The 21,013-nt window shown below is 45.3% G+C and carries 19 protein-coding genes; 6 read left to right on the forward strand and 13 right to left on the reverse strand.

What is annotated here, in order from left to right; all coding sequences use genetic code 11:
* Positions 1–337: 337 nt before the first annotated feature.
* Positions 338–1,837 (forward strand): malate:quinone oxidoreductase, encoded by a 1,500-nt coding sequence (locus HPY28_RS27365; protein WP_017246782.1) that lies wholly within the window; start codon positions 338–340, stop codon positions 1,835–1,837.
* Positions 1,838–1,991: 154 nt separating this feature from the next.
* Here HPY28_RS27365 and HPY28_RS27370 read toward each other — a convergent pair whose 3' ends face one another.
* Positions 1,992–5,105: a S8 family serine peptidase gene (locus tag HPY28_RS27370; RefSeq protein ID WP_174226367.1), complete on the reverse strand. Its 3,114-nt coding sequence runs from the start codon at positions 5,103–5,105 to the stop codon at positions 1,992–1,994.
* A gap of 232 nt (positions 5,106–5,337) precedes the next feature.
* Between HPY28_RS27370 and HPY28_RS27375 the strand changes: the two genes are divergently transcribed.
* From HPY28_RS27375 to HPY28_RS27385, 3 genes are all read left to right on the forward strand, one after another.
* The gene (locus tag HPY28_RS27375) at positions 5,338–6,426 is read left to right on the forward strand and encodes an ankyrin repeat domain-containing protein (RefSeq protein ID WP_174231805.1); all 1,089 of its coding nucleotides are present in this window, start codon (positions 5,338–5,340) and stop codon (positions 6,424–6,426) included.
* A 385-nt stretch (positions 6,427–6,811) separates the two neighbouring features.
* Positions 6,812–8,287: an RtcB family protein gene (locus HPY28_RS27380; RefSeq protein ID WP_174231806.1), complete on the forward strand. Its 1,476-nt coding sequence runs from the start codon at positions 6,812–6,814 to the stop codon at positions 8,285–8,287.
* A 126-nt stretch (positions 8,288–8,413) separates the two neighbouring features.
* On the forward strand, positions 8,414–9,538 hold the full coding sequence (locus tag HPY28_RS27385) for a YcdB/YcdC domain-containing protein (protein WP_174231807.1): 1,125 nt from the start codon (positions 8,414–8,416) through the stop codon (positions 9,536–9,538).
* 55 nt (positions 9,539–9,593) lie between these two features.
* On the opposite strand, the gene HPY28_RS27390 is transcribed toward HPY28_RS27385, so the two are convergent.
* The 7 genes from HPY28_RS27390 to HPY28_RS27420 form a co-directional block, all read right to left on the reverse strand.
* Positions 9,594–11,207, reverse strand: a complete 1,614-nt coding sequence (locus HPY28_RS27390; RefSeq protein WP_174231808.1) for a YcdB/YcdC domain-containing protein — start codon at positions 11,205–11,207, stop codon at positions 9,594–9,596.
* Positions 11,197–11,736 (reverse strand): RNA polymerase sigma factor, encoded by a 540-nt coding sequence (locus HPY28_RS27395; RefSeq protein ID WP_017246773.1) that lies wholly within the window; start codon positions 11,734–11,736, stop codon positions 11,197–11,199. Before HPY28_RS27395 ends, HPY28_RS27390 begins: the two co-directional genes overlap by 11 nt.
* A gap of 106 nt (positions 11,737–11,842) precedes the next feature.
* The gene (locus tag HPY28_RS27400; RefSeq protein WP_173623491.1) at positions 11,843–12,229 is read right to left on the reverse strand and encodes a VOC family protein; all 387 of its coding nucleotides are present in this window, start codon (positions 12,227–12,229) and stop codon (positions 11,843–11,845) included.
* 54 nt (positions 12,230–12,283) lie between these two features.
* Positions 12,284–13,144, reverse strand: coding sequence for a helix-turn-helix domain-containing protein (locus HPY28_RS27405; RefSeq protein WP_017246771.1), 861 nt, complete (start codon positions 13,142–13,144; stop codon positions 12,284–12,286).
* Positions 13,141–14,028: a TIGR01777 family oxidoreductase gene (locus HPY28_RS27410; protein WP_174231809.1), complete on the reverse strand. Its 888-nt coding sequence runs from the start codon at positions 14,026–14,028 to the stop codon at positions 13,141–13,143. The genes HPY28_RS27405 and HPY28_RS27410 overlap by 4 nt, the downstream gene beginning before the upstream one ends.
* Positions 14,029–14,113: 85 nt before the next feature.
* The gene (locus HPY28_RS27415) at positions 14,114–14,752 is read right to left on the reverse strand and encodes a GNAT family N-acetyltransferase (protein WP_017246769.1); all 639 of its coding nucleotides are present in this window, start codon (positions 14,750–14,752) and stop codon (positions 14,114–14,116) included.
* Positions 14,749–15,318: a hypothetical protein gene (locus HPY28_RS27420; protein WP_174231810.1), complete on the reverse strand. Its 570-nt coding sequence runs from the start codon at positions 15,316–15,318 to the stop codon at positions 14,749–14,751. Before HPY28_RS27420 ends, HPY28_RS27415 begins: the two co-directional genes overlap by 4 nt.
* 159 nt (positions 15,319–15,477) lie before the next feature.
* Between HPY28_RS27420 and HPY28_RS27425 the strand changes: the two genes are divergently transcribed.
* Positions 15,478–16,074 carry a TetR/AcrR family transcriptional regulator gene (locus tag HPY28_RS27425; RefSeq protein WP_017246767.1) on the forward strand — a complete coding sequence of 199 codons (597 nt, stop codon included), beginning with the start codon at positions 15,478–15,480 and terminating at the stop codon, positions 16,072–16,074.
* Positions 16,075–16,248: 174 nt separating this feature from the next.
* On the opposite strand, the gene HPY28_RS27430 is transcribed toward HPY28_RS27425, so the two are convergent.
* Genes HPY28_RS27430 through HPY28_RS27445 form a run of 4 tightly spaced genes read right to left on the reverse strand, consistent with a single transcriptional unit; the run spans position 16,249 to position 19,343 of the window.
* The gene (locus HPY28_RS27430) at positions 16,249–16,815 is read right to left on the reverse strand and encodes an NADPH-dependent FMN reductase (RefSeq protein ID WP_069850077.1); all 567 of its coding nucleotides are present in this window, start codon (positions 16,813–16,815) and stop codon (positions 16,249–16,251) included.
* 22 nt (positions 16,816–16,837) lie between these two features.
* Complete coding sequence (locus HPY28_RS27435) at positions 16,838–17,893, reverse strand: LLM class flavin-dependent oxidoreductase (RefSeq protein ID WP_017246763.1); 1,056 nt, start codon at positions 17,891–17,893, stop codon at positions 16,838–16,840.
* A gap of 15 nt (positions 17,894–17,908) precedes the next feature.
* On the reverse strand, positions 17,909–18,850 hold the full coding sequence (locus tag HPY28_RS27440) for a ring-cleaving dioxygenase (protein WP_174231811.1): 942 nt from the start codon (positions 18,848–18,850) through the stop codon (positions 17,909–17,911).
* A 49-nt stretch (positions 18,851–18,899) separates the two neighbouring features.
* A complete protein-coding gene (locus HPY28_RS27445) occupies positions 18,900–19,343 on the reverse strand; it encodes a MarR family winged helix-turn-helix transcriptional regulator (RefSeq protein WP_017246761.1) in 444 nt (147 codons plus the stop codon).
* Between the two features lie 241 nt (positions 19,344–19,584).
* Between HPY28_RS27445 and HPY28_RS27450 the strand changes: the two genes are divergently transcribed.
* A complete protein-coding gene (locus HPY28_RS27450) occupies positions 19,585–20,073 on the forward strand; it encodes a hypothetical protein (protein ID WP_173623484.1) in 489 nt (162 codons plus the stop codon).
* A gap of 51 nt (positions 20,074–20,124) precedes the next feature.
* Here HPY28_RS27450 and HPY28_RS27455 read toward each other — a convergent pair whose 3' ends face one another.
* Positions 20,125–21,009 carry a LysR family transcriptional regulator gene (locus HPY28_RS27455; protein WP_174231812.1) on the reverse strand — a complete coding sequence of 295 codons (885 nt, stop codon included), beginning with the start codon at positions 21,007–21,009 and terminating at the stop codon, positions 20,125–20,127.
* Positions 21,010–21,013: the final 4 nt, after the last annotated feature.

Here is a 21,013-nt window from a genome sequence, read left to right on the forward strand (position 1 = left end):
AAGGTCTATATATTTTACTAAGTTTTGCCGTATGCAACGAAAAATTTATATGGTAAGCGCCTCGCTGGTAACAACAAACCAAATCCTTCACCCCTGCAAGAAGCTAAGGTAAGGTCTTGGTTTTTATATGTTCCTATAACCTTTTCTAGACAATCCTCTCTTTTTTACCAACATTAAATAGTTATTAATCCTCTAATTATAATAGATAATTGAATCAATAAATAATTTCTATGATATAGTTATAGTTGTGAAAGGTAAGATGTTTTCGTAGCGTCTTGCAACGGGGCAAGGAGCTACTACTTCTTTTTTACAAAAACAGTAGATAAGGAAGGGTAATATGAGCTCCATACAGCAAAAAACAGACGTTATTTTGATTGGTGCAGGGGTCATGAGCGCAACTCTAGGAGCATTACTGAAAGAATTGGCACCGGAGTTGGAAATCAAAGTTTTTGAGAAACTCGCAAAAGCAGGCGAAGAAAGCTCTAACGAATGGAATAATGCGGGTACTGGCCACGCGGCACTCTGTGAGCTGAACTATACATCCGAGAAAGCTGACGGGTCTATAGATATTGGCAAAGCAATTAAAATCAATGAACATTTTCAGCTGTCCAGACAATTCTGGGCTTACCTTGTAAAAAACAATCTCATCCAAAATCCGCAAGACTTTATCATGCCAATACCTCATATGAGTATGGTACAAGGCGAAAAGAATGTAAGCTTTTTGAAAAAACGTTTTGAAGCGCTGGCAAACAATCCTCTATTTCAAGGGATGGAATACTCCGATGACCCTGAAAAACTGAAGGAATGGATTCCACTCATCATGGAAGGCCGCGCATCGAATGAACCAATAGCTGCAACCAAAATCGACTCTGGTACCGATGTCAATTTTGGTGCTTTGACACGTATGTTGTTCGATTACCTGAAGACGAAAGACGTCGCGATTAACTACAACCATGCTGTTGAGGATATCAAACGTACGAGCGACGGCATGTGGAAATTGAAAGTGTACAATATGGCTACCGGTAACATCGAAGACCATATTGCCAAATTCGTCTTTATCGGCGGTGGGGGCGGAAGCTTGCATCTGCTCCAAAAAACCGGTATCCCAGAGTCCAAGCATATCGGTGGTTTCCCGGTAAGCGGATTGTTCATGGTTTGTAAAAATCAAGAAGTGGTAGAGCAGCACCATGCAAAAGTGTACGGTAAAGCAAAGGTCGGAGCTCCTCCAATGTCGGTACCGCATCTGGATACCAGATACATCGACAACAAAAAATCCTTGCTGTTTGGACCTTTTGCGGGATTCTCGCCAAAGTTCTTAAAAACAGGTTCCAATATGGATTTGATCACTTCTGTAAAACCGAACAACGTCATCACGATGTTGGCGGCAGGCGTAAAAGAAATGGCATTGACCAAATACCTGATCGAGCAAGTTATGTTATCGCATGAAAAGCGGATGGAAGAACTACGGGAGTTCATTCCGAACGCGAAAAGCGAGGATTGGGGTATCGTGGTAGCGGGCCAACGCGTGCAAGTTATCAAGGATACACCAGCTGGAAAAGGTACCCTTCAATTTGGTACAGAAGTGGTTAGTGCCGCTGATGGCTCCGTAGCTGCATTGCTCGGCGCATCTCCGGGTGCTTCTACAGCTGTTCAGGTTATGCTAGAGGTATTAGAAAAATGCTTCCCACAACGTATGGCAGAGTGGGAACCGAAAATCAAAGAAATGATTCCTTCTTATGGCGTGTCACTCTTGCAAAACGAAGAGCTTCTCCAAGAGATTCAACGTTCGACAGACGAGGCGCTTGGTCTTGTCCAAAAGGAACTGGCTTATAGTTAATTAGTTAATGGCAATCTTACAGTGAACCTTCGATCCGTTTTTGGATCGGAGGTTCTTTTTTTGATTTCGCAGAGTAGGAGTGGGGGAGATGAAGGAAGAAGGCCCCGCCATACACCATGGCGGAGCCTTCCTTTCTATGAAGCGTCATAGCAGACTACTCTACTACCGCCTCCAACGTCACTTTCACCTTCACAGTCTGCGTAACAGACTCATCTTCCTTAGAAGTAATCGTCACGTACAGCGTAACGGTCTCTTCCCCTTCGGCAGGCAGCTCCTTCAAAATCCCCTCGCCATCGATAAACGCCTCATCAGAGCTCTTTGTCACCTGATAAGTCACATCATCGCTTTCTTCCGGCAGGGCAAGCACTGGCTGATCCAGCTCTGTGGTGTTCGCAATCTCAATCTCGAATTGATCTACGGCTTCTTCAACCACCTTAGACAAGACCGCGTTTTTATTCGATGCCTTAATCATGAAGGATTTCCAAGCCTCGTATTCTTTTACAATCTGCTCACCCTTCGGCTTGTTTTGGTCAACGCTTCGACCGACGAGCTTCAGCTTGTATTTTCCTGGATCGAGCTTCTTCGCTACTTGGCCACCATCGTAGTAGGTACCATCGAGATTAGAGAAGGTGATAGGGCCTGGTGCAATCAGTGCGTAATTGTTGAACACGGATGCGAGGGTACCGATGTATTTATCGTCCATGTTCCATGCTTCAACAGAGATCTGGTTCACGTCTTTTGCTTGCAGCTCAGCTTCGAGTGTGAAGGAATCCTCATTGCCATCGCCATCAGGCGTGATCGTCGTATCGGACAGCTTCAGGTTGTCGAAACCGAAGTTGGTATCCTCACGCTTGTCTCCCACGTGTACAGCAAACGGCAGGCGCAGGTCAGGGTTGCCTTTCGCTTTCAGCAGGACTTCCCCTTCATACACGCCGTCTTTTGCATCGGAGTCAACGGACAGGTTGAGCTCAAATGTGGTCGCATCGCCTTTTTTAGCGGAGATGGAATCATCGGAGATTTCCACATCGATGTCATCGACATCTGGCGATTTGGAGCCAGGCTTGTACGGATCTGTCGTGACGGATGGATGCATGATTACTTCTGCTTCGTAAGAAACTTCTTTCTTGGACAGGTTTTTCAGCTGGAGCGTTTTCGTGACGGTATTGCTGCCAGCCTTCAGCAAGCCAAAGGAAACGTTATCCGCATAGTACGGAATGGTCTTCGGCTCAAAATCTTCGCCCAAAATGGTGAGCTGCTCGACCGTTGTCAGGACAGCAGGTGTTTTCGCTGCGGCGTAGCCGTTCACACGGCCAGCACCTTGGGAGTACACATCGTACAGTAAGCCGTCTGGGCTATACAGCGGTTTTGAAGTGTTCGCGAGCGCTGCCTTGATATCGGCAGGTGTCCAGTCCGGATGTGCCTGTTTCAACAGCAGGGCAAGACCGGAAACATGCGGAGCTGCCATGCTTGTACCGTTTAGACGGGCGTATGCCTTGTCGTACTTGGCGTCAGGGATAAGCTTGCTCCAAGATGGATAGCTGGACAGAACGGCTACACCTGGCGCAGCTAGATTCGGCTTGATGCTGTAATCGTCGCCCATGATTGGACCACGAGAGCTAAATCCAGCGATGCGGTCTCCCGGATCATTTGTGCTAGGGTAGTTTCCTGAGAACGTAAACGTCAGTGTTTTTGCTTTTTCAGGATCAGCCAGCAGCTCTTTTGCCAGTGTTCGGCCTTCCAGACCCTTCATGTCAAAGGTAGGGATCGCTTCGATCTGGTCACCCAGGATCGTGTTAACATAGCCTTCGCGATCACGGATATCTAGGTCGGCTTGGCCATCCCCGTCGACGTCGTTACCGTTAAAGACCACGATAGCGACAGCACCAGCTTTTCGGGCGTTTTCGATTTTTTCCGTGAAGCCGAGAGAACCACGGGAAACGAGAGCGACTTTGCCTTTTACATTTGCCTTTTCAAAATCGCTGCGAGAGCCAAGGTTGGCATAGACGACTGGGAGCGCTTTGGTTCCGATGATGGAGGAGAAGTTATCTTTTCTGACCTGCCATGCCATCACAGGGAATTCGTAATTGGCTCCAAAGGATGAGGTTGCTGAGCCGTCATATTGCACGGTAGGGGAGTCTACCGCTGCAACCGTGATCGGCAGCCTCGCTCCAGAAGGTGATCCTGCCGTGTAGTAATGTCTGCCGCGTTCATCGTCGGCTGAATTCCCACCCGATACAACCGTGATCACACCAGACAGCACCGCGTTATTCACAGCAATGGCATCTGGGGAGTCAGAGTCCTTCTCCATAGCGGAGCCAAGCGACAGGTTAATGACATCCATGCCGTCTTTCACCGCTTTTTCGATACCGTCGATGACCTGAGCGGAGCTACCGCCGCCTCGGCCCAATACGCGGTAGACGTAGAGGTCTGCACCGTAGGCAACCCCTTTTACCTGTACATCTGAGGTCTTGTTTTTGGCGCGTCCTACGATGGTGCCGGAGACGTGAGTTCCATGGCTGGAGCCTTCATATCCTTTTCCATCGCGATCCTCTTCCACAGGGATTGGTGCTTGTTCATAAGGGTCTTTGTCATTGTCGAAGGAGTCATATCCGCCTTTATAAGCATCCTTGAGATCAGGGTGCTTGTAATCGACCCCCGTATCGATGACGCCGACCTTCAATCCTTTCCCTGTCAAACCATCTTTCCACATATCGAGAACGCCGATTTGTTGGAGCGGGGCCTGATCCCATTTGGTGGACGATGCTTTCTCGCTGACGGCATCAATTTCGGGAAGCTCATAATACGTATTTTGATAAATGCGTTTCACCTGTGGCAATCCAGCCAGCTCTTCTAATTCGTCGGCTGACACTGTTACTTCCATACCGTTGAATACATGCTCAAACTTGCGCTTTACCTTCAGTTTGACCTTGTTGTCTTTTGCCTCATCGAGGAAAGATTCTTGCTCCTCCTCTACTTTTGCTCGCAACGATCTAACGGAAGATTCTGAACCTTCTTCGTGTTTAGCTGTGATCGAAGGTTCGCTGTTCAGCTCAATAATGACACTGACGTTTTTGCTGGAACTGGTGTTCAGCAGGGGGGATATTTTCGAGATTTCGGAGCCAAGCTCTACTTCCGCGTTGGTATATTCGTTTACTTTCTCCCAATCCTGTTCGCTAAACTCCGCCGCTGCCAGTGCATTGTAAGGAAGGCCACTCAGCATGAGTGATGCTGCAAGCGTAAGAGAAGCGAGAGTACGCATCTTCTTCATCGGTCCACTCTCCTTAAAAAATTATGTATAAGACGATTTGCATAAGTATTTCTCTTCCCGTAAGACTACTCCTTTTATTGGGAAAAAACTTTTTATCGAGCAAATTCGTCAAAAATAGACAAAATTGCATGTATTTTCAAACGAATCAAGAGGGATAATGTAAAAATTTGTTGTTTTTTGCCAATTAATTTTTTATATTTTTCATAAGACATAGGTTAGGAGAGGGTAATCAATGATCACGTTGAAAGGTATCGGGAGATTTGAAGAGCTGCCAGAAATCGCGATGCATATTTATCAAGGAAATGTCACGGCTTTGCAAGATGCGATTGCGGCAGGCTGGGATATAGAAAAGGGCATCGTGCTTAGCGAATATACGACGATAAGTCCGTTGGATCTGGCACTTGTATCGGAGAAACTAGAAGTTGTTAAGCTGCTGGTAGAGCATGGCGTTAATCTGAATGTCAAAAATAAACCGGCTTTTTTGAAGGCCGTACGTTATGGCAAGGAAGAGATCGTTCGCTATGTTGTAGCGCAAGGCGCCAAGCTGGACATGCTCAATCAGGTGCGCTCAGGCGCTTATTCGGAGGCTTACTACGGCAACAAAAAGAACATCCCGCTCATTCAAGAGCTGGGACTGGATATAAGACTGCATGGCGGCGATGTATTGCGTGAAGCCGTGTCGGATCATGACCTTACGACCACGGCCTACTTGCTCGATCATGGGGTGGACATCAATTACAACAAACCGAATATGGTGTATCCGTATCAAGCGACCCCATTAACAGTAGCCACGCGCATGGGGAATGTCGCCATGGTCAAGTATTTGGTTGAACGCGGTGCGGACGTTATGATAGCGGAAAAGGGTGGCGAGCGGCCTTATACCATCGCGGTCAGCAATAAAGATACGGTGTTGGCTGCGTATTTGAAATCGCTGGAGCCTGCCGAGCTACATGATGTGGAGAACAGAAAGTACGAGCTGCAAAAATATAAACTGACCGAAGAACTGATTGGCTTCCTTACCGGAGAAGAGCTGCGTCTTGAGCTGGCGGAAAATGAGTATGCTATCGGATACATCGATTTTTTCACATTGACCGATACGATTGAGATGAAGGTCGGGCGGCAAAAGCTGCTGCGTTTGTCTGCCGAAATCGACAACTACTCCCATCTGCATCTTGTGTGGAATCCGAAGAAAAAAGGTCTCATAGGCTGCTATGATGAGGAGCATAAGGAGTATGCGGACTTGTGCAGTTTTGCGGAGTTCCACGCGCAGCCGGAAGTGTATCTGATCAAGTTTATGGAAGGCGAATTAGACTCGATGTAAAGGGAAATATCACACGGGCCCTCGATAATTCGGGGGCTTGACAGTAAAAAATATCCAATGGTAAGATCGTGAGCAAGAAACGAAAGGAGGAGGATTGAAACATGTTCGCATACGTAACTAAGCATGAAACAAAACAATGCAGCGATAAAATCCAACTCCATAGGTATGCCTTTTACGCAATCGTGTTGTTTAAGGGTGAGCCAATTCCGTTTCCCATAGATTGCGGATAACGCCCTTGTGATAACACAATAGCTCTAAGCGTAAAGGCTGCGATTCAAGGCTGCATTTTTTCATCCCAGAATGAAAAGATGTGCTTGGAAGCGGCTTTTTCTATTGACAAATAAAGAACGTATGTTCTTAAAAAGCGAATAAAGGTGGTTTTACATTGAGCAACACTCCGATTAAATATTTCATCAATCCGGAAGTAAAAGTGGAAAACAATGCGGTAGAGGAGCTTCATCGGCTTTTAGAGGTGAATGAAACCATTGCAACGCTGCAAAAGCATTCGCCCGATTATTTTGACGATCCCAATACAGGGGTTTTGGAAGTAGCCATTACGCCCGATTTTCACAAAGGAAGCGGCATCCCTGTAGGCACGACGCTGTTTACACGTGGGTTTGTACTGCCGCAAGCGATTGGCAACGACATTAACTGCGGGATGCGTCTGTATGTCACGGACTTGTGCGAGGAACAGATTCGCACAAATCTGGATGCCATTGAACGGAATGTGCGCCATGTTTTTTTCGAAGGGGGCCGCAATATTCCCATGACGCGGCATATGCGGGAAAAAATGTTCAAGGAAGGCCTGATCGGCATACTGGACAGCCACAAGGAAGCGAATGGCGAGGGAATTTGGCGTTATTACAACGAGAAGCAGCAGGAGCTCGATTTGAGCCATGTTAATAAAATGGGTTCTTTTATCGCAGAATCGACGATTGGTCTCGATGACTTTCTCGGTCCTGCCGAGCTTTCCCGGGATGCACAAATCGGCTCGCTTGGCGGAGGGAATCATTTTTTTGAGATTCAGGTGGTCAAAAAAGTGCATCAGGGTGCTATCGCCAGCCAGTGGGGGCTGAAGGAAGGGCAAGTCGTCCTCATGATTCATACGGGCTCCGTTTCTATTGGGTATAACAGTGGAGCATGGATCAAAGAGATGCTGAAAAAGATGTACCCGACTTCCTTGAAGCATCCGGATAATGGGATGTATCCACTGCCTCTTTCGGAGCGTTCCCTGCCGCAGTGGAAAATGTTTTGGAGTCTCCTGCACAATGCGGCGAACTTTGCGTTTGCCAATCGATTGATGCTGGGCCTGATGATGTACAAATCGATTTCCGATGTGTTGGGCGATTTTGAACATAGGCTGTTGTACGATGCGCCTCATAATTATTTGTGGGAAGAGCAGCTGGAGCAGGTGGGTGGATTTTTGCATCGGAAAGGGTCGTGTACGGCGAAGTCGGCCGAGCAAATGATGGGCACGCCGTTTCAGTATACGGGCGAACCTGTGTTTATCCCCGGTTCCATGGGCTCGCACAGCTTTATTTTGGCGGGGCTCGGCAATCGGGATAGCTTGTATAGCGCAAGTCATGGCGCCGGTCGTGCACTCTCTCGCGGGGATGCTGTGAAAGTAGACGACGACCGATTTCGCGAGTTTCTTGCCAACTTCCGTGTGATCAATCCGATTGACCCGAAACGGGCGGACTTGCGTGGACGGAGCGATATTTTGAAGAAATGGGAAGAAGAGCTGAAAAAAGAGGCGCCGTATGCCTATAAAGATATTACACCCGTGATTCAGTCGCATGTCGATCATGGTATGGCTGAGATTGTGACTGAGGTGGCACCGATTGCTACGGTGAAAGGCTAGATAGGAACCTCCACATTCACTAGTACAGTGATTTGGAGGTTTCTTTATAAAATTTGCGACCTTTAGACTCGTGATTACGACTTATTTATAGGAAAAAAATTCCTTTAAAAAAATGGAGGGAACAACATGAAAAAAATGAGTTCTACTTTGGCTGTGCTGATCGCAGCCACATTGATGTCAAGCACACCAATTTGGGCTAAAGACAAGGATAGCGTCGAACTGCCGAATCGTGTGAAAGAAACGTATGAGGAAGTGCTCGAGCTGGTGCCAGAAATACAGAAATACGAAAATAGGGAGGTAGAATTCTATAATGGAATTTATACCATTACCCTGGAAAAAAAGAAGCGGGAATATCCATCAGCAACGATTGAAATTGATAAGAAAACAGGCGATATCGTTTATTTCGAGCACATTTCCAATCTCGAGCAATCATCGAATCCTCCTTCTGATGAATTAGCAAAAGAAAAAGCAACGGAGTTCTTGAAAGAATTGCTCGATGATAAGTTTGAGCAATACCAATTTGATAGTATCAAAGAAGATGCCATTCACATTAGAAATGATAATGAAGATGGGAGCCAAATCGATGCTGAGCGTGATGTCAAACGGGTATTATTCACTACAGAGAATAACAACGTGTTGAATCTTGGAGTGGTGGTGGACACAGAAGGTACCATTCATAGCGTATTACCTTTTTTAACTGAAGAGAAGTTGGATCAAAAAATACGAAAAAGTGTCGATCGGGTATTTGAGGCAATTCCTGAGTTGAAAGAGGGGCCATATAAAATGATGAGAAGGGATCGAAATGACGAGAGGTTTAAAAGACCAGAGCTTAGCATAATGCGAGACCAGATCTTCTATAGTAGCGATAATGCGGACATTGTTATTGACAACATCACCGGGGAATTGAACCATTTAACCATTCATGGAATGGATGAAAAATCCAATAATCCCATTAGTAAAGAGGTAGCGAAGGTAAAAGCGGCGCAATTTATACAGCAGGTTATCGAGGACAGTGAGAAGTACAAATTTGTGGCGCTTGGAACGCCGTATTCGGAAGCAAATGACTCGGGGACGGCCGTTGGATTTACGACACCTTTGCCAGAGGATGAACGGTATGTAAAACATTTGAAAGTGTATGTAGCTCAAAATGGAAAAATCCTATCGGTAAGAGCTAATGTAGAAGAAGAATCTTTTGATTTTGAACAACACTATAAAGATCTAGAACAACCTTTGGCTAGAGAAAAGAAGTAATCATAGCTGAAAGCCTCCGATCATGATTCGGAGGCTTTCTTCTTGTCAGGTAGATTCACCAGATCACCTTTTTACCTGATCTCGCATCAATCCCGGTTCGTGTTGTCTCTTTTTTTATGATCGTATAAATCAATTGTGGAGGTTGATTTGCACCTGATAGCCCGGGATTGTTCGCATACACCAATTCCAGCGGACTATCTTCCAAAAGACGCTCGATTGCTGTTTCTTGCAGAATGACGTTAACAGGTTCTGGTAAGGTATCCGTGCTTGTAGTCAAATCTCCAACCATACGAACCACTTGTTCCGTTTCAAGGTCTATCGAAATCTCGAAGGTACGATCAATAATGGCGATGTTATGGTGCATAGCTTGGAATTGGATGGTTACCTCAGACCTAGATGAATTACGGATGATATCTTTGACACGTAATTGCTGAATGCTTTTATCGAGAAACTTCTGTAAAAAGAGAGAAGCTGATTCAATATAAGCCTCTGTCGGCTTCGGATCGGGTATCTTTTTACTGCTCTCTTCTGCTTCATGAAAATAATAGCTGACGACTTGGCCTGTATCGGCGATCACATCCATTGAAACACTTTTCTGCTGATTGGCAGAATACCATTGATAAACAGTAATCTTCTGCGGTCGCATGCCGTTATTATTGGATGAATCATATCTAAAGGTCATTTCATTCATGGGGAGTTGGAGCTCCTTGGAGAGGAATGTAGCAGCCTCTTTTTCATCACGTACAAATTGCTTCCCATGTGGTGTAATCGGAATGAGTTGCTTTTGCTCTTCTTTTCTAACCGTTCCGTCTATGGCATTGATGTTTCCGAATAAACCGGGAAAATAGACGAGCTTTGATTGATTTCTTACATAAGCGAGCTCCACTGAATCCGCAAAAGCTTGTTGAGCCTGTTCCATAGGAATGGCTTTAGCTGGGTCAGGAAACAGCTGTGTATTCCATTGTTTATTTCCGCTGAGTGCCAACGATTGCGTTTTCTCTCCTTGAACCTGCACGAGATAGCCGCTATCCAAGTAAGGAATACCATTTACCATCCTCGTGAAATAATACTGCCCTGTTTTCTCATTGGAGAGAGAGGAGTGAACCTGGTATTGGTTGACATTTCCGACCGCAATTTTTTGAAAGTGAGTCCAAACAGGAGCGGGAATATCAGGTGGGCTGAATGGTGGACTTATTGGCGGACTTACTGGTTGTCTCATTTGGCTTTCTCCAATCGGAGTTTGGCTGAACTGTTCCGTATTGATTTTGTTTTTGTCGGCTTGCTCAGTCCGAGCTTTACTTGTTTCCTTTGGAGTAGTCTTTGCAGGGGGATTCGTCTTTTGTACGGTCGGTTCCTTACTTTCTGGATGCTTGGGCAATATCGGCTGCTCGGTTTTAGGCAGCTCCACGACTTCAGCTGGTGGGAGAGAAACGGTTTGCGGCTTTTCCACTCCCATGTCATGCATATTCGCAAGACCAAAGACCAAAAAAGCGGCCGCTGCGACTCCGCCTGCTTTAGAAAGCACCAGCAACTTTTGCTGTTGCTTTAATTTTCGTGCCCTCTTTTGCAAATCGTTTTGCAGATACGTCACGAAATCTCCCCGGGGCTGTTCAGAAAGGGACATCTCCTTTAGTTGGTCGAGAAGCTCTTTGTCGCTATCATTTAACATTTTCAGTTTGCAACCCTCCCGGATAGTAATGAGGCTTAAGCTTTTGCTGCAAGATCTGTAATCCGCGGCTAAAATCAGTTTTCACCTTGGATTCTGTACATCCGAGGATTTCTGCTGTTTCTTTGATGCTGAATTCCTTGATTCCACGTAAATAAACAGCCATACGGTACGCGGGTTTTAACGTTCGAATCGCATTCATCAATTCATGCTGCGTTTCTTTGCTCTCCCAAGAGCTCTCTGGAATGCCCTCTTTGGAATGAAGTCTTTTCAGCCACTCGCTCGGTAACAGCTCGTACATTTTTCTTCGGCGGTACGCATCAATCGCTGTATATTTGGCAATGGAAAAGAGCCACGTCTTCATTTCAGAGCGTCCGTCATAGGTGGGAAGAGCCTTTAACAGACGAATAAAAACTTCCTGAGTCAGGTCCTCGGCTTCGGTGTGATTTCCAGTAAAGTAGAGAAGGAACTGATAAATATCCAAATGGTACTGCTTATGGATGGACAATATCTGTTGCTCTATATCATGCAAAAAGGCTCCCCCTAAACCCCGAAATATATTGCTCACCTATTAGTCGTAAGAAACTGGAAAAAGGTCGCGGGATTTTTGGGAAAATAAAAAAAGAGACCGTTCAAACTTAAACGGTCTCCCCTTGTACTTCACTCACGAAGGCATGTGTATTTTCTTCTGTGTCTTTAAAAAAGGTCATCCATGTTTCCGTTTGCCCCATTTTGGCTACGAGATGTGGCTCGTCGATAAACGTAACGTCTCTTTTTTTCAAATCTTCAAAAGCAGTTTGAATGTCATCCACTTGAAAGTAAAGGACGGAGCTGGCATGTGCAAATTGCTCTTTTTCCGGTAAGCTCAGCATGAGACGAAGTCCGTTACATTCAAAGAACGCCATATTGTCTGTCTGAAACAAAAGAGGGAGCCCGAGCTGCTCTTTGTAAAAATGGATGGCTTTTTCCATGTTTTTGACAGGGATGCCGATTTGCCCTACTTTTTGAATCAGGTTCGTTTTCATGATAAAATCCCCCTTTTGTTCGCGTCTCCTCATCAGCATAAACGAATTCATTGATTAATTCTTATCCAAAATCACTTTTTTTCTGAATGACAGAGGAGAAATGCCGATATGCTGCTTAAACATTTTGCTAAAGGAAACGGGGTTATGGAATCCAAGGGCAAAGGCGATGTCTGTCATACTGAAGTCCAGTTTAGCTAACAGTAGCTTGGCTCGTTGTATCCGGTATTCCGAAATATGCTGGTGGGGCGTTTTGCCATACACTTGGGCGTACGCTCGCAATAAATGGTTGGGGGACAGACAAGCAATCTTTGCGATCTCATCGAGCCTAATTGGTTGATCATAAAAAGCTCGTATATAATCGTGGGCGGTACTGACTCTTCGATAGAGTTCTTCGCGCGTCGATTGTCGAAGCGCGTGCAACGCGTCAATTTCTTTTCTTACATCGAGGTGTCCGAGCAATATGGTCCGCATAATTTGGTGAAATTGTTCTTCATAACCGATGGATTCCCGATCAAGGAAGGTGAGACCATCTTTCAGAGTCGTTAACTGGGAAGCGAGTGTATGGCTCGTAGCATAGGTTTTTTCAAAGAAACCAATAGAAGCTGTGTCTTTATAAGGATCGCTAAGTAGTCTATCCGTCGATTCCTTGAGCGATTGGAAAATCTCCTCTGCAAAACCATGCTTGAAGAAAATACAAAACGATTCAACTTCCTCGGAATCATCAATCGAAATGGTGTAATTCCCTTCGTTCAGCAACAGATACCGATTTTCTTCCACAGCAAAAAAGCCTTTGCTCGTCTTGTAATGTGCCCTTCCTTTCCGGAATGTCTTGATAGAGAGTTGCCCCTCCCCTTCCCAGTAAAATTGCTTGCTTTTTGCATGCAGAACATAGTTGGTTGAGGCTTTGCCGGTCATTTCACGATATCCTGCAACGTCTTATCGATATGGGCAAAGCGAAACGGGTACCCTTCACGCTCAAGCCTTTCTGGAATGACCCAGCGACTTTTCAAGACCAGCTCTGTTTCTGTTCCGATCATGACCGCTCCCATTTCCAGCATCCATTTGGGAGAAGGTAGTCCGAAGCTTCGATTCATGACGTTTCGAAAATGCTGCATGAACTCACGGTTTGTGACGGGATGTGGAGAAGAGCAATTAAATACGCCGCTTAAATCTCCCCGTTCTTTCAAAAAGAGAATAATTTGATACACATCTTCAACATGGATCCAGCTAAAACGCTGATTGCCCGATCCTTGGACACCGCCAAGACCAAAGCGAACCAGATTCTTGTAAGGCTCGATCACACCGCCGTTTTCCCCCAGCACGATCGCCATACGTAAGGCAACTTGTCTCGTATGCGGCAAATCAAAGGAAAAGAAGGCAGACTCCCACTCCTGGGCGACATCAACGGAAAAGCCTGTTCCAATCTCCCCGCTCGCTTCTGTCATGGGGCGATCCTCCGCATGCCTATAGATGGTGGCTGTGCTCGAGTTGATCCAAAGCGGTGGCGGGTTTTTGCAAGCCAAAACAGCATTGCCGAGTATGTGAGTGGTCTCTGTTCGAGATTTCAGGATTTCTTCCTTGTTCTTGTCATGGTAACGGCAATTGACGGATTTGCCCGCCAGATTGATGAGCAGCTCGGAATCTTCCAAAGCTTCCACGATCTTTGCGTGATTGTCCCACATTATATGAGGGAAAGTTCTTGCGATGATCATGACTTCGTAGCCAAGTTGATTGAATTTGTCTGCCAGATACTTGCCGATAAAGCCAGTGCCGCCGGCCAGGATGACTTTCTTTTTCATAAGATCAACTCGCTTCCTTCTGTATGCGTATTTCTTACAATAATTGTAACATAATGCGAAGTGGCGGCAGCATGCATCCGTCATTCTAGCGATTTTTTTGATAGACCATACAAAATACAGGTACATCATCGATTTTGGTTTGTTCTCGTAACGTAAATCCTAGTTTGCGATACAAACCGACATTCTCTTCCTTTTCCGTATCCAGCGCGATTCCCTGCGATTCGTGGTCATCCTCTATGGTTTGAAACAGGTGTTGCATCAGGGTTTTGCCGACTCCCTTGCCTTGAGCCTCCGGTTTTACGCCAATCATAATGAGGTAGTGATGCTTCCATGGAGGAGCGGCAGAACGTGTGATGCGCATATATGAATTAAGGAGTATCAGCGTTTTTCCAGACAGTTGAAATACTAAAGGAATTAGCATACCGATTAACAGCAAGCCCCCTTTTATATGCGGAAGCTTGCTGGTTTGTGGCTTCTCGACGACGTATGTGCCGAGTAAGCTGTCTTCGTCAAAAATACCCCATACTTCCTCATGAAATAGAAAGCTTTTATCAAACAGAAAAGACAGAAAAGCTGTCACGCTTTTTCTTGCTGCATGGTCGAGCTCTGAATCCCCAAATACGTGCAGAAAGAGTGGATCACGCGAAAATGCCCTGCTCATGAGTGAGACGAATGCGGATTTATCCGACTTTGTGAGTTTGGATATGCGGTAGGAAGTCTTCATTTTTCTGTACCTGTGTCGTTGATTACTTTCCCATAATGATTGACAGCAAAGCTAAACAACACTTTTACCATAAAGAATAAGCAGGTGATCAACAGAAACGGATGCATGCTTGGAAGCAAAGGTATCCAGCCAAGGCCAACAGACAGGAGAATGCCTGCGACAAACAGCTGAGAACGATGCCCAAAAAGAGCATTCACAACAAAAGCTCCTACAATCGTATAAGCCCATACCCCTATGGAATACGCGAGGCTTTGCTGTAAGAGAAATGCAACCAGGATGATATGGACGTGAATCGCGATGAAGACGATGCGATTTTTTTTACGTGCGGCATAAAAATTGCTGGTTGAGATCGTAAAATTCGCTAGGCAGCCAGAAAATATATCGAATACAAGCAACAATGCCAATGTACTGCGCCAAATGGGCAAGCTCTCCGTGAGTTCAGGGAATCGCAAATAGAGAGCAGTTGTGAGCACTCCACCGAACAGCAAGATAACTGAGATCGAGCCAATGCTCTGCTTTTCACCGAAGACGTCATGCAAAAAAGCAGGAATCCGTAATTGTTTCATGATAAATACACTCCCGTCTCTCGAAAAAATATGTAGTAAATATACTCATTTACTACAAAACAATTATAACTATCGAGGTCCGTCCATTTCAATAATTTTGTAGTGTATTCATTGAATTACTCTAAAACCTGAGCTACACTACAGAAAGAGGTGGAGAAGATGAACGGATTCGAACGACGAAAACAGAACAAAATCGATCAGATATACAGCGCCGCCTTTCCATTGTTCTCCAAGCATGGCTTTCAAAAAGTCAGCGTAAATGAAATTGCGCAGAACGCGAAGGTTTCTCCGGCGACCATTTATAACTACTTTGGGACAAAAGAACAGCTCTACGCGGACATGCTAATGAACTGGATGGACAAGCAGTTGGAGCAGTATGAGAGGATTCTCGATTCGGGGAGTTCTTTTTCTGAAAAGACAAAGGACATCATGCTGTTGGAAGCCAAGAATTTGCATACCCTCACGGACGAGTTTCAGAACGCCCCCTTTTCTGAACTAAGTCGTTTACTGCAACGAATCGAAAGCGAATACGAGCAAAAAATCAGGCGCTTTTTTACGAAGTTCGTCGCGCTTGGGAAGCAGGAAGGTTATATTCAGCGTGATCTGACAGAAGAAATGATGATGATGTACTTCACGATGTACAAAAATGAGCTGGGACGGCATTGGGAAGCATCGAATCGTGAGCGAGTAACGTTGAGTATGGAGCAATGGGTGGATATGTTTTTCTTTGGTTTGGTTGGACAGAAGCAGAAGTAGCACGAAAGTAAAAAAGCTCTTCACCCAAAATGGGGAGAGCTTTTCTTTTTTAGCTAAAATTTGAAAAGTCTGTATGCCAGTTAGATTTCGATAGGTTGCCGTGTTTGGAATTGGATAATTCCTCCTAAATGTCTTTGTGTAGAGTTTCTTTAATTTGAGATAAATTTGATTCGATTAAAAATCGTACTCCGCATCTTTTTGCTCCCGAATCCGTGCATAGGCATCGACGAGTAGTACCGTATCCTCGACGAGACGCTCCAGACGGAAATGAATATCATCATTGATGATTTCTTTGCGGTTGAAGTCCTTCTCTTCGATAAAGACATAAGTGGGTACGATATGTGCCTTCATATAAGAGAGGATCGGCTTCAACTGTTGTTCCGCCATGAGATAGTGCTTGGATGTTCCTGCTGTGACCAATACGCTGACCACTTTATCTCGGAATGCGTTGACGGGCAACAGGTCAAAAATGTTCTTCAATGTGGCTGGGATAGATGCTTGGAATGTAGGTGTTCCAATGATAAGCGCATCGGCTCCCATGATGGTTTCGGTCACGAACTTGGTGTCGCCTTCGTAATCCGTATAATTCCGTCCGTCGCTGAAGACGAGATTGTACTCGGCTAGGTCAAGCAGCGTAATTTCTGCATCCGGGTATTTTTCCCGTGCTTTTTTGAGTGTCCAATCCATCGCTGTTCTTGTTTTCGAGCCTACGTTAGAGCCTGCAATGCCGACGATTTTCATAGGTGTCACTCCTTTTTTGTTCTTATTTTGCTGTATGCTTTTTAATTTCTGGCAAGATTTTCGTTGCGATCAGCTCAATATTTTTGGCAATCTTATCAAACGGAACGCCGCCAAAATCGATTTGCGCCATGAAGCGCTGTTGCCCATACATTTCGTATTGGTAGAGCATTTTTTCGACGATGACATCTGGGCTACCAATCATTAACGCATCTCGATAATCGACAGCTTGCGCAAACTGTTGCTTCGGATATCCACTACCACGCAAAGCGATAAAACCACCGTTTAGATGCGGATAGTACTCGCGAAGCGTATCAGAAGTTTTGTCAGCTGTATAAAACAAGCTTGTTGTCGCTACTGGCAAGGTAGCTGGGTCAAAGCCATTTTGCTTCGCAGCCTCCCGATAGGCATCGACGGAGCCTTTAAAGTTGATGGCAGGACCTCCGAGTGTTGTCAGCATCATGGGTACTCCTGCTTGACCGGCTTTGATCGCACTCGCAGGTGGTCCCCCTACTGCTCGCCAGATAGGCAGGCGTCCGTCTAATGGCTGCGGCAGGATCGTAGCATTTTGTAGCGGTGCACGGAATTGCCCTTCCCACGTAATGCGTTCCTCGTTATTCAGCTTCAAAAGCAGATCCATTTTCTCTTCAAACAATTCTTCATAGTCGCGTACATCGTAGCCGAGGAGGCTATAAGCCCCTACACGGGAACCGCGTCCCGCAACAATTTCAGCCCGACCATTGGAGATCAAATCCAACGTAGCAAAGTCTTCATACACGCGGACTGGGTCGGATGTGCTCAATACCGTAGCAGAGCTGGCAATTTTAATGTTTTTTGTAGCTTGTGCGATCGCGCCCAGAATGACGGTATGCGCTTGCGTCGTAAAATACGTCTGGTGGCTTTCGCCAACAGCGAATACATCAATACCTGCTTCATCTGCCAGCTTACTTGCCTCGATTAATTCCTTGATACGTTGTTCAGCAGAAATCTTTGAGCCTGTGTGTGGGTTCGGGGTATGGTCGCCAATTGAATACAGGCCGAATTCCAGTCCCTTTTTGGTGTCGATACGATATTGTTCCATGTTCATTCACTCCTTTTAGTCTATAGGTGTCAATTTTTCTTCAATCTCTGCACGACGGCCTTCGAGGAATGGAGGTAAATCCAACGCTTTCCCGAGCTCCTCGACGGTTGAATCTGCTGTGAAGCCAGGACCGTCTGTTGCGATTTCGAATAAAATTCCATTTGATTCACGGAAATACAAGCTTTTGAAGTAGAATCGATCGATCACTCCTGTTGAACGGAAGCCGCGTTTTCGAACGGCGTCATCCCAATATTGTAGCTCTTCATCGTTGTTCACGCGGATCGCCAAGTGATGGACACTCCCTCGTCCTGGTTTTTCAGGTGTACCCTCTTCCTGCTTGATGACAATTTCTCCGAAGGATTTCCCAGGGACGGATTGATAAATGGCTTCTTGTTCTGAGCGTGATACTTCGGTATAACCGAATGTGTCTGTTAACAGACTGGCTATTTTGTCCAAGGAGCGGACGGTAATCTCAACCGTGCCGATTCCCAAAATGCGATGCTTTTCTTCGACCACGGATTCGTCCCATGGAGCCCAACTCGATGGAACTCCTTCGCCGTTGTTATTGATCAGGATCATTCGCAGTCCTTCTGGATCTTCGAAATGCAGGGCATCGCGGCCAGCGTACTTGGTAATCTCGCCATGGTGAACATTCAGTTGTTCAAAGCGCTTTTTCCAAAAGGTCAGGCTCTCCAGTGACGGAACGAGCAGTCCGATTCGAGTGATCGCGTTCGTGCCGCGTACGGTTTTTCCTACCATCGGCATTTCAAAAAATGACAACTCGGTTCCGGCACTGCCTGTCAAATCTCCGTAAAACAGGTGATACATCGACGGATCGTCTTGGTTGACGGTTTTTTTCACTCTGCGCAGTCCCAATACGTTTTGATAAAAGTGATTATTCGATGGAGCGTGTTTGGTTAACATAGATACATGGTGATGGCCTGGAATGGTGTACATGGTAGCCCTCCTTATATAACTTGACTAATCAAGTGATGGTGTAAAAAAATTACACTGGCGGTAATTCCTTTTTTTGGCTATTCTTATGAACGCGTGTCATGAGGGTGTATAGCGTTTTTTGCTCTTCTTCGCTGAGTACTTCGTCAAAGAAAGACGATTGGAAAGCCAGTTGTTCAGGAAAGGCTTGTTCCAGTACTGCTTCCCCTTTTTCGGTAAGGCTGATCGTTTTTGTTTTCCAATCCTGCTTGCGTACAATGTAGCCTTCTTTTTCAAGACGTACGAGCATTCGAGAAATACCACCTTGGGTAACGGTTACCCTCTCAGCTAACTCCGATTGGGTAAGAGGCTGATAGACGCTAATTTGCATCAGGACATCGAATTGAGCTGTTGTTAAATCAAATCTATTTAGGAACTCATTTGACAGCTGGTTGCTTTGGGTGGTAAACCGCATCAAGCGTAACCAGATTAATGAGCCTATGGTGTTATTACGCATGTTAGTTTGCCTCCCTTCGCTGAGCTTATTATCACTTTACTACTCAACTGATAAAATAGCAAGCGTTTATTAATTTCCTTCCACACCCATTTATTCATCCAAGTATGATGTTGTGTCGATTATTTGGTATTTTTATAAAAGAACACTATGAGATATACACAATTACTCGGAATGGAACTTTGCCCAAGTGGGGTACGGATTAAAAGGTAATGCACACTATTTATGAAATAGGGGATCATTTATGGAGAAAAAATCAGGAGTATACTTTGGCAAAGAAATTGTCTTAAACAACTTGAGAGATATCCTATTTCACTATCATACTGAAGAAAATGCAGATTATGAGCTTACCATTGATTGTAAAGAGTTCGATCCAAGAATTGAAATAGATGCTGAAATAATTGGGTCTTATGTAAGAAAAGAAGACATAGAAGAATTGAATTTGAAATTAAAAGGGCTACCAGGGAACTTCCGTTGGTGCACATACAAACACTGGCATACGACTGCAGTAATCAATGAAGTAAAATATGAAGCATATGGAAAGGAAACGCTAGATGGTGAACGGTTGCTTCTATTAGAAGATTATACGGGAGAGTTGAATGATCTCAGATTAAAAATATGCAATCTCCCTCAGCATTTACAGTGGGTGACATTGAGGAAAAATATTGATGGAACATATCCAAATATGCAAGAAAACTTTAGATCTTGGATAAACGAGATGTTAAAACTTTAAACTGTTTGTATGAATGTGCCGCTCCATTATTAGGAGCGGCATTATTTTTATCTATTGTTTTTTTTCAACCGTCTTCTTCATCGTTTCAATTAATGCTTTCAAGAGGGGCAAATTTCGGTTCTTCATATGATATGCCAAGTACAAATCATTAAAAACAGTACAGGACGGATACATGATTTTTACTTTGTTCATGGACAAATGGTCATCCAACATGAACGTGGGCAACAGGCTGATGCCAGCGCCGTGCTCGATAGCCTTCAGCACACTGTGCAAATCCGGTACGACGTGTGTCGGATGCGTTTGTGGTCGCTTCTGAAAATGCTCACGCCAAAAGCGGCGGATGATCGGCAAATCCAAATCATAGCTGATCCACGGCTGGGAGCATAGCCACGATTCAAAAGACTCCTTGTCGTCAAACGTTGGTTCACTGTAATCGGGAGGTGCCACCAGAGCAAATTCCTCTTGCATGTACGGAATATATTCGACGCCTGGCGCGGAAAGCTTTTGCGACATGACGATGAGATCTACTTTTTCCTCCAGTAATAATTCGAGTACCTTGGAAGCGACACCGAGATAGGCGATGACGCGCATTTGGTAGCTTCCGATATGCGGAGCTAATTTTTCACGGAAAAACTCATGCGCTGACCCGATTCGAATCACGGGTAAAGACGTGGCCGCGTTCGTCTGGAGGGTCTGCGTGGTTTCTTCCAAAGCTTCGATGAGCGGAACCACCTGTGTATAGAGCGCTTTGCCTCTCTCGGTAGGAATCATTTTTCGGGGAGCTCGTGTAAATAACGGCTCACCCACTTCTGCTTCCAGGGAGGCCAAATGCTGGCTCATGGCTGGTTGGGTCATCATTCTCGTTCTGGCAGCTTCCGATACGGAGCTATGCTTATAAATGCTGATAAAGCTTCGGTACCATTCAAAGTCCACCATGTTG

This window comes from Brevibacillus sp. HB1.2, from assembly GCF_013332495.1.
In the GTDB taxonomy this organism is placed as follows: Bacteria; Bacillota; Bacilli; order Brevibacillales; family Brevibacillaceae; genus Brevibacillus; species Brevibacillus porteri.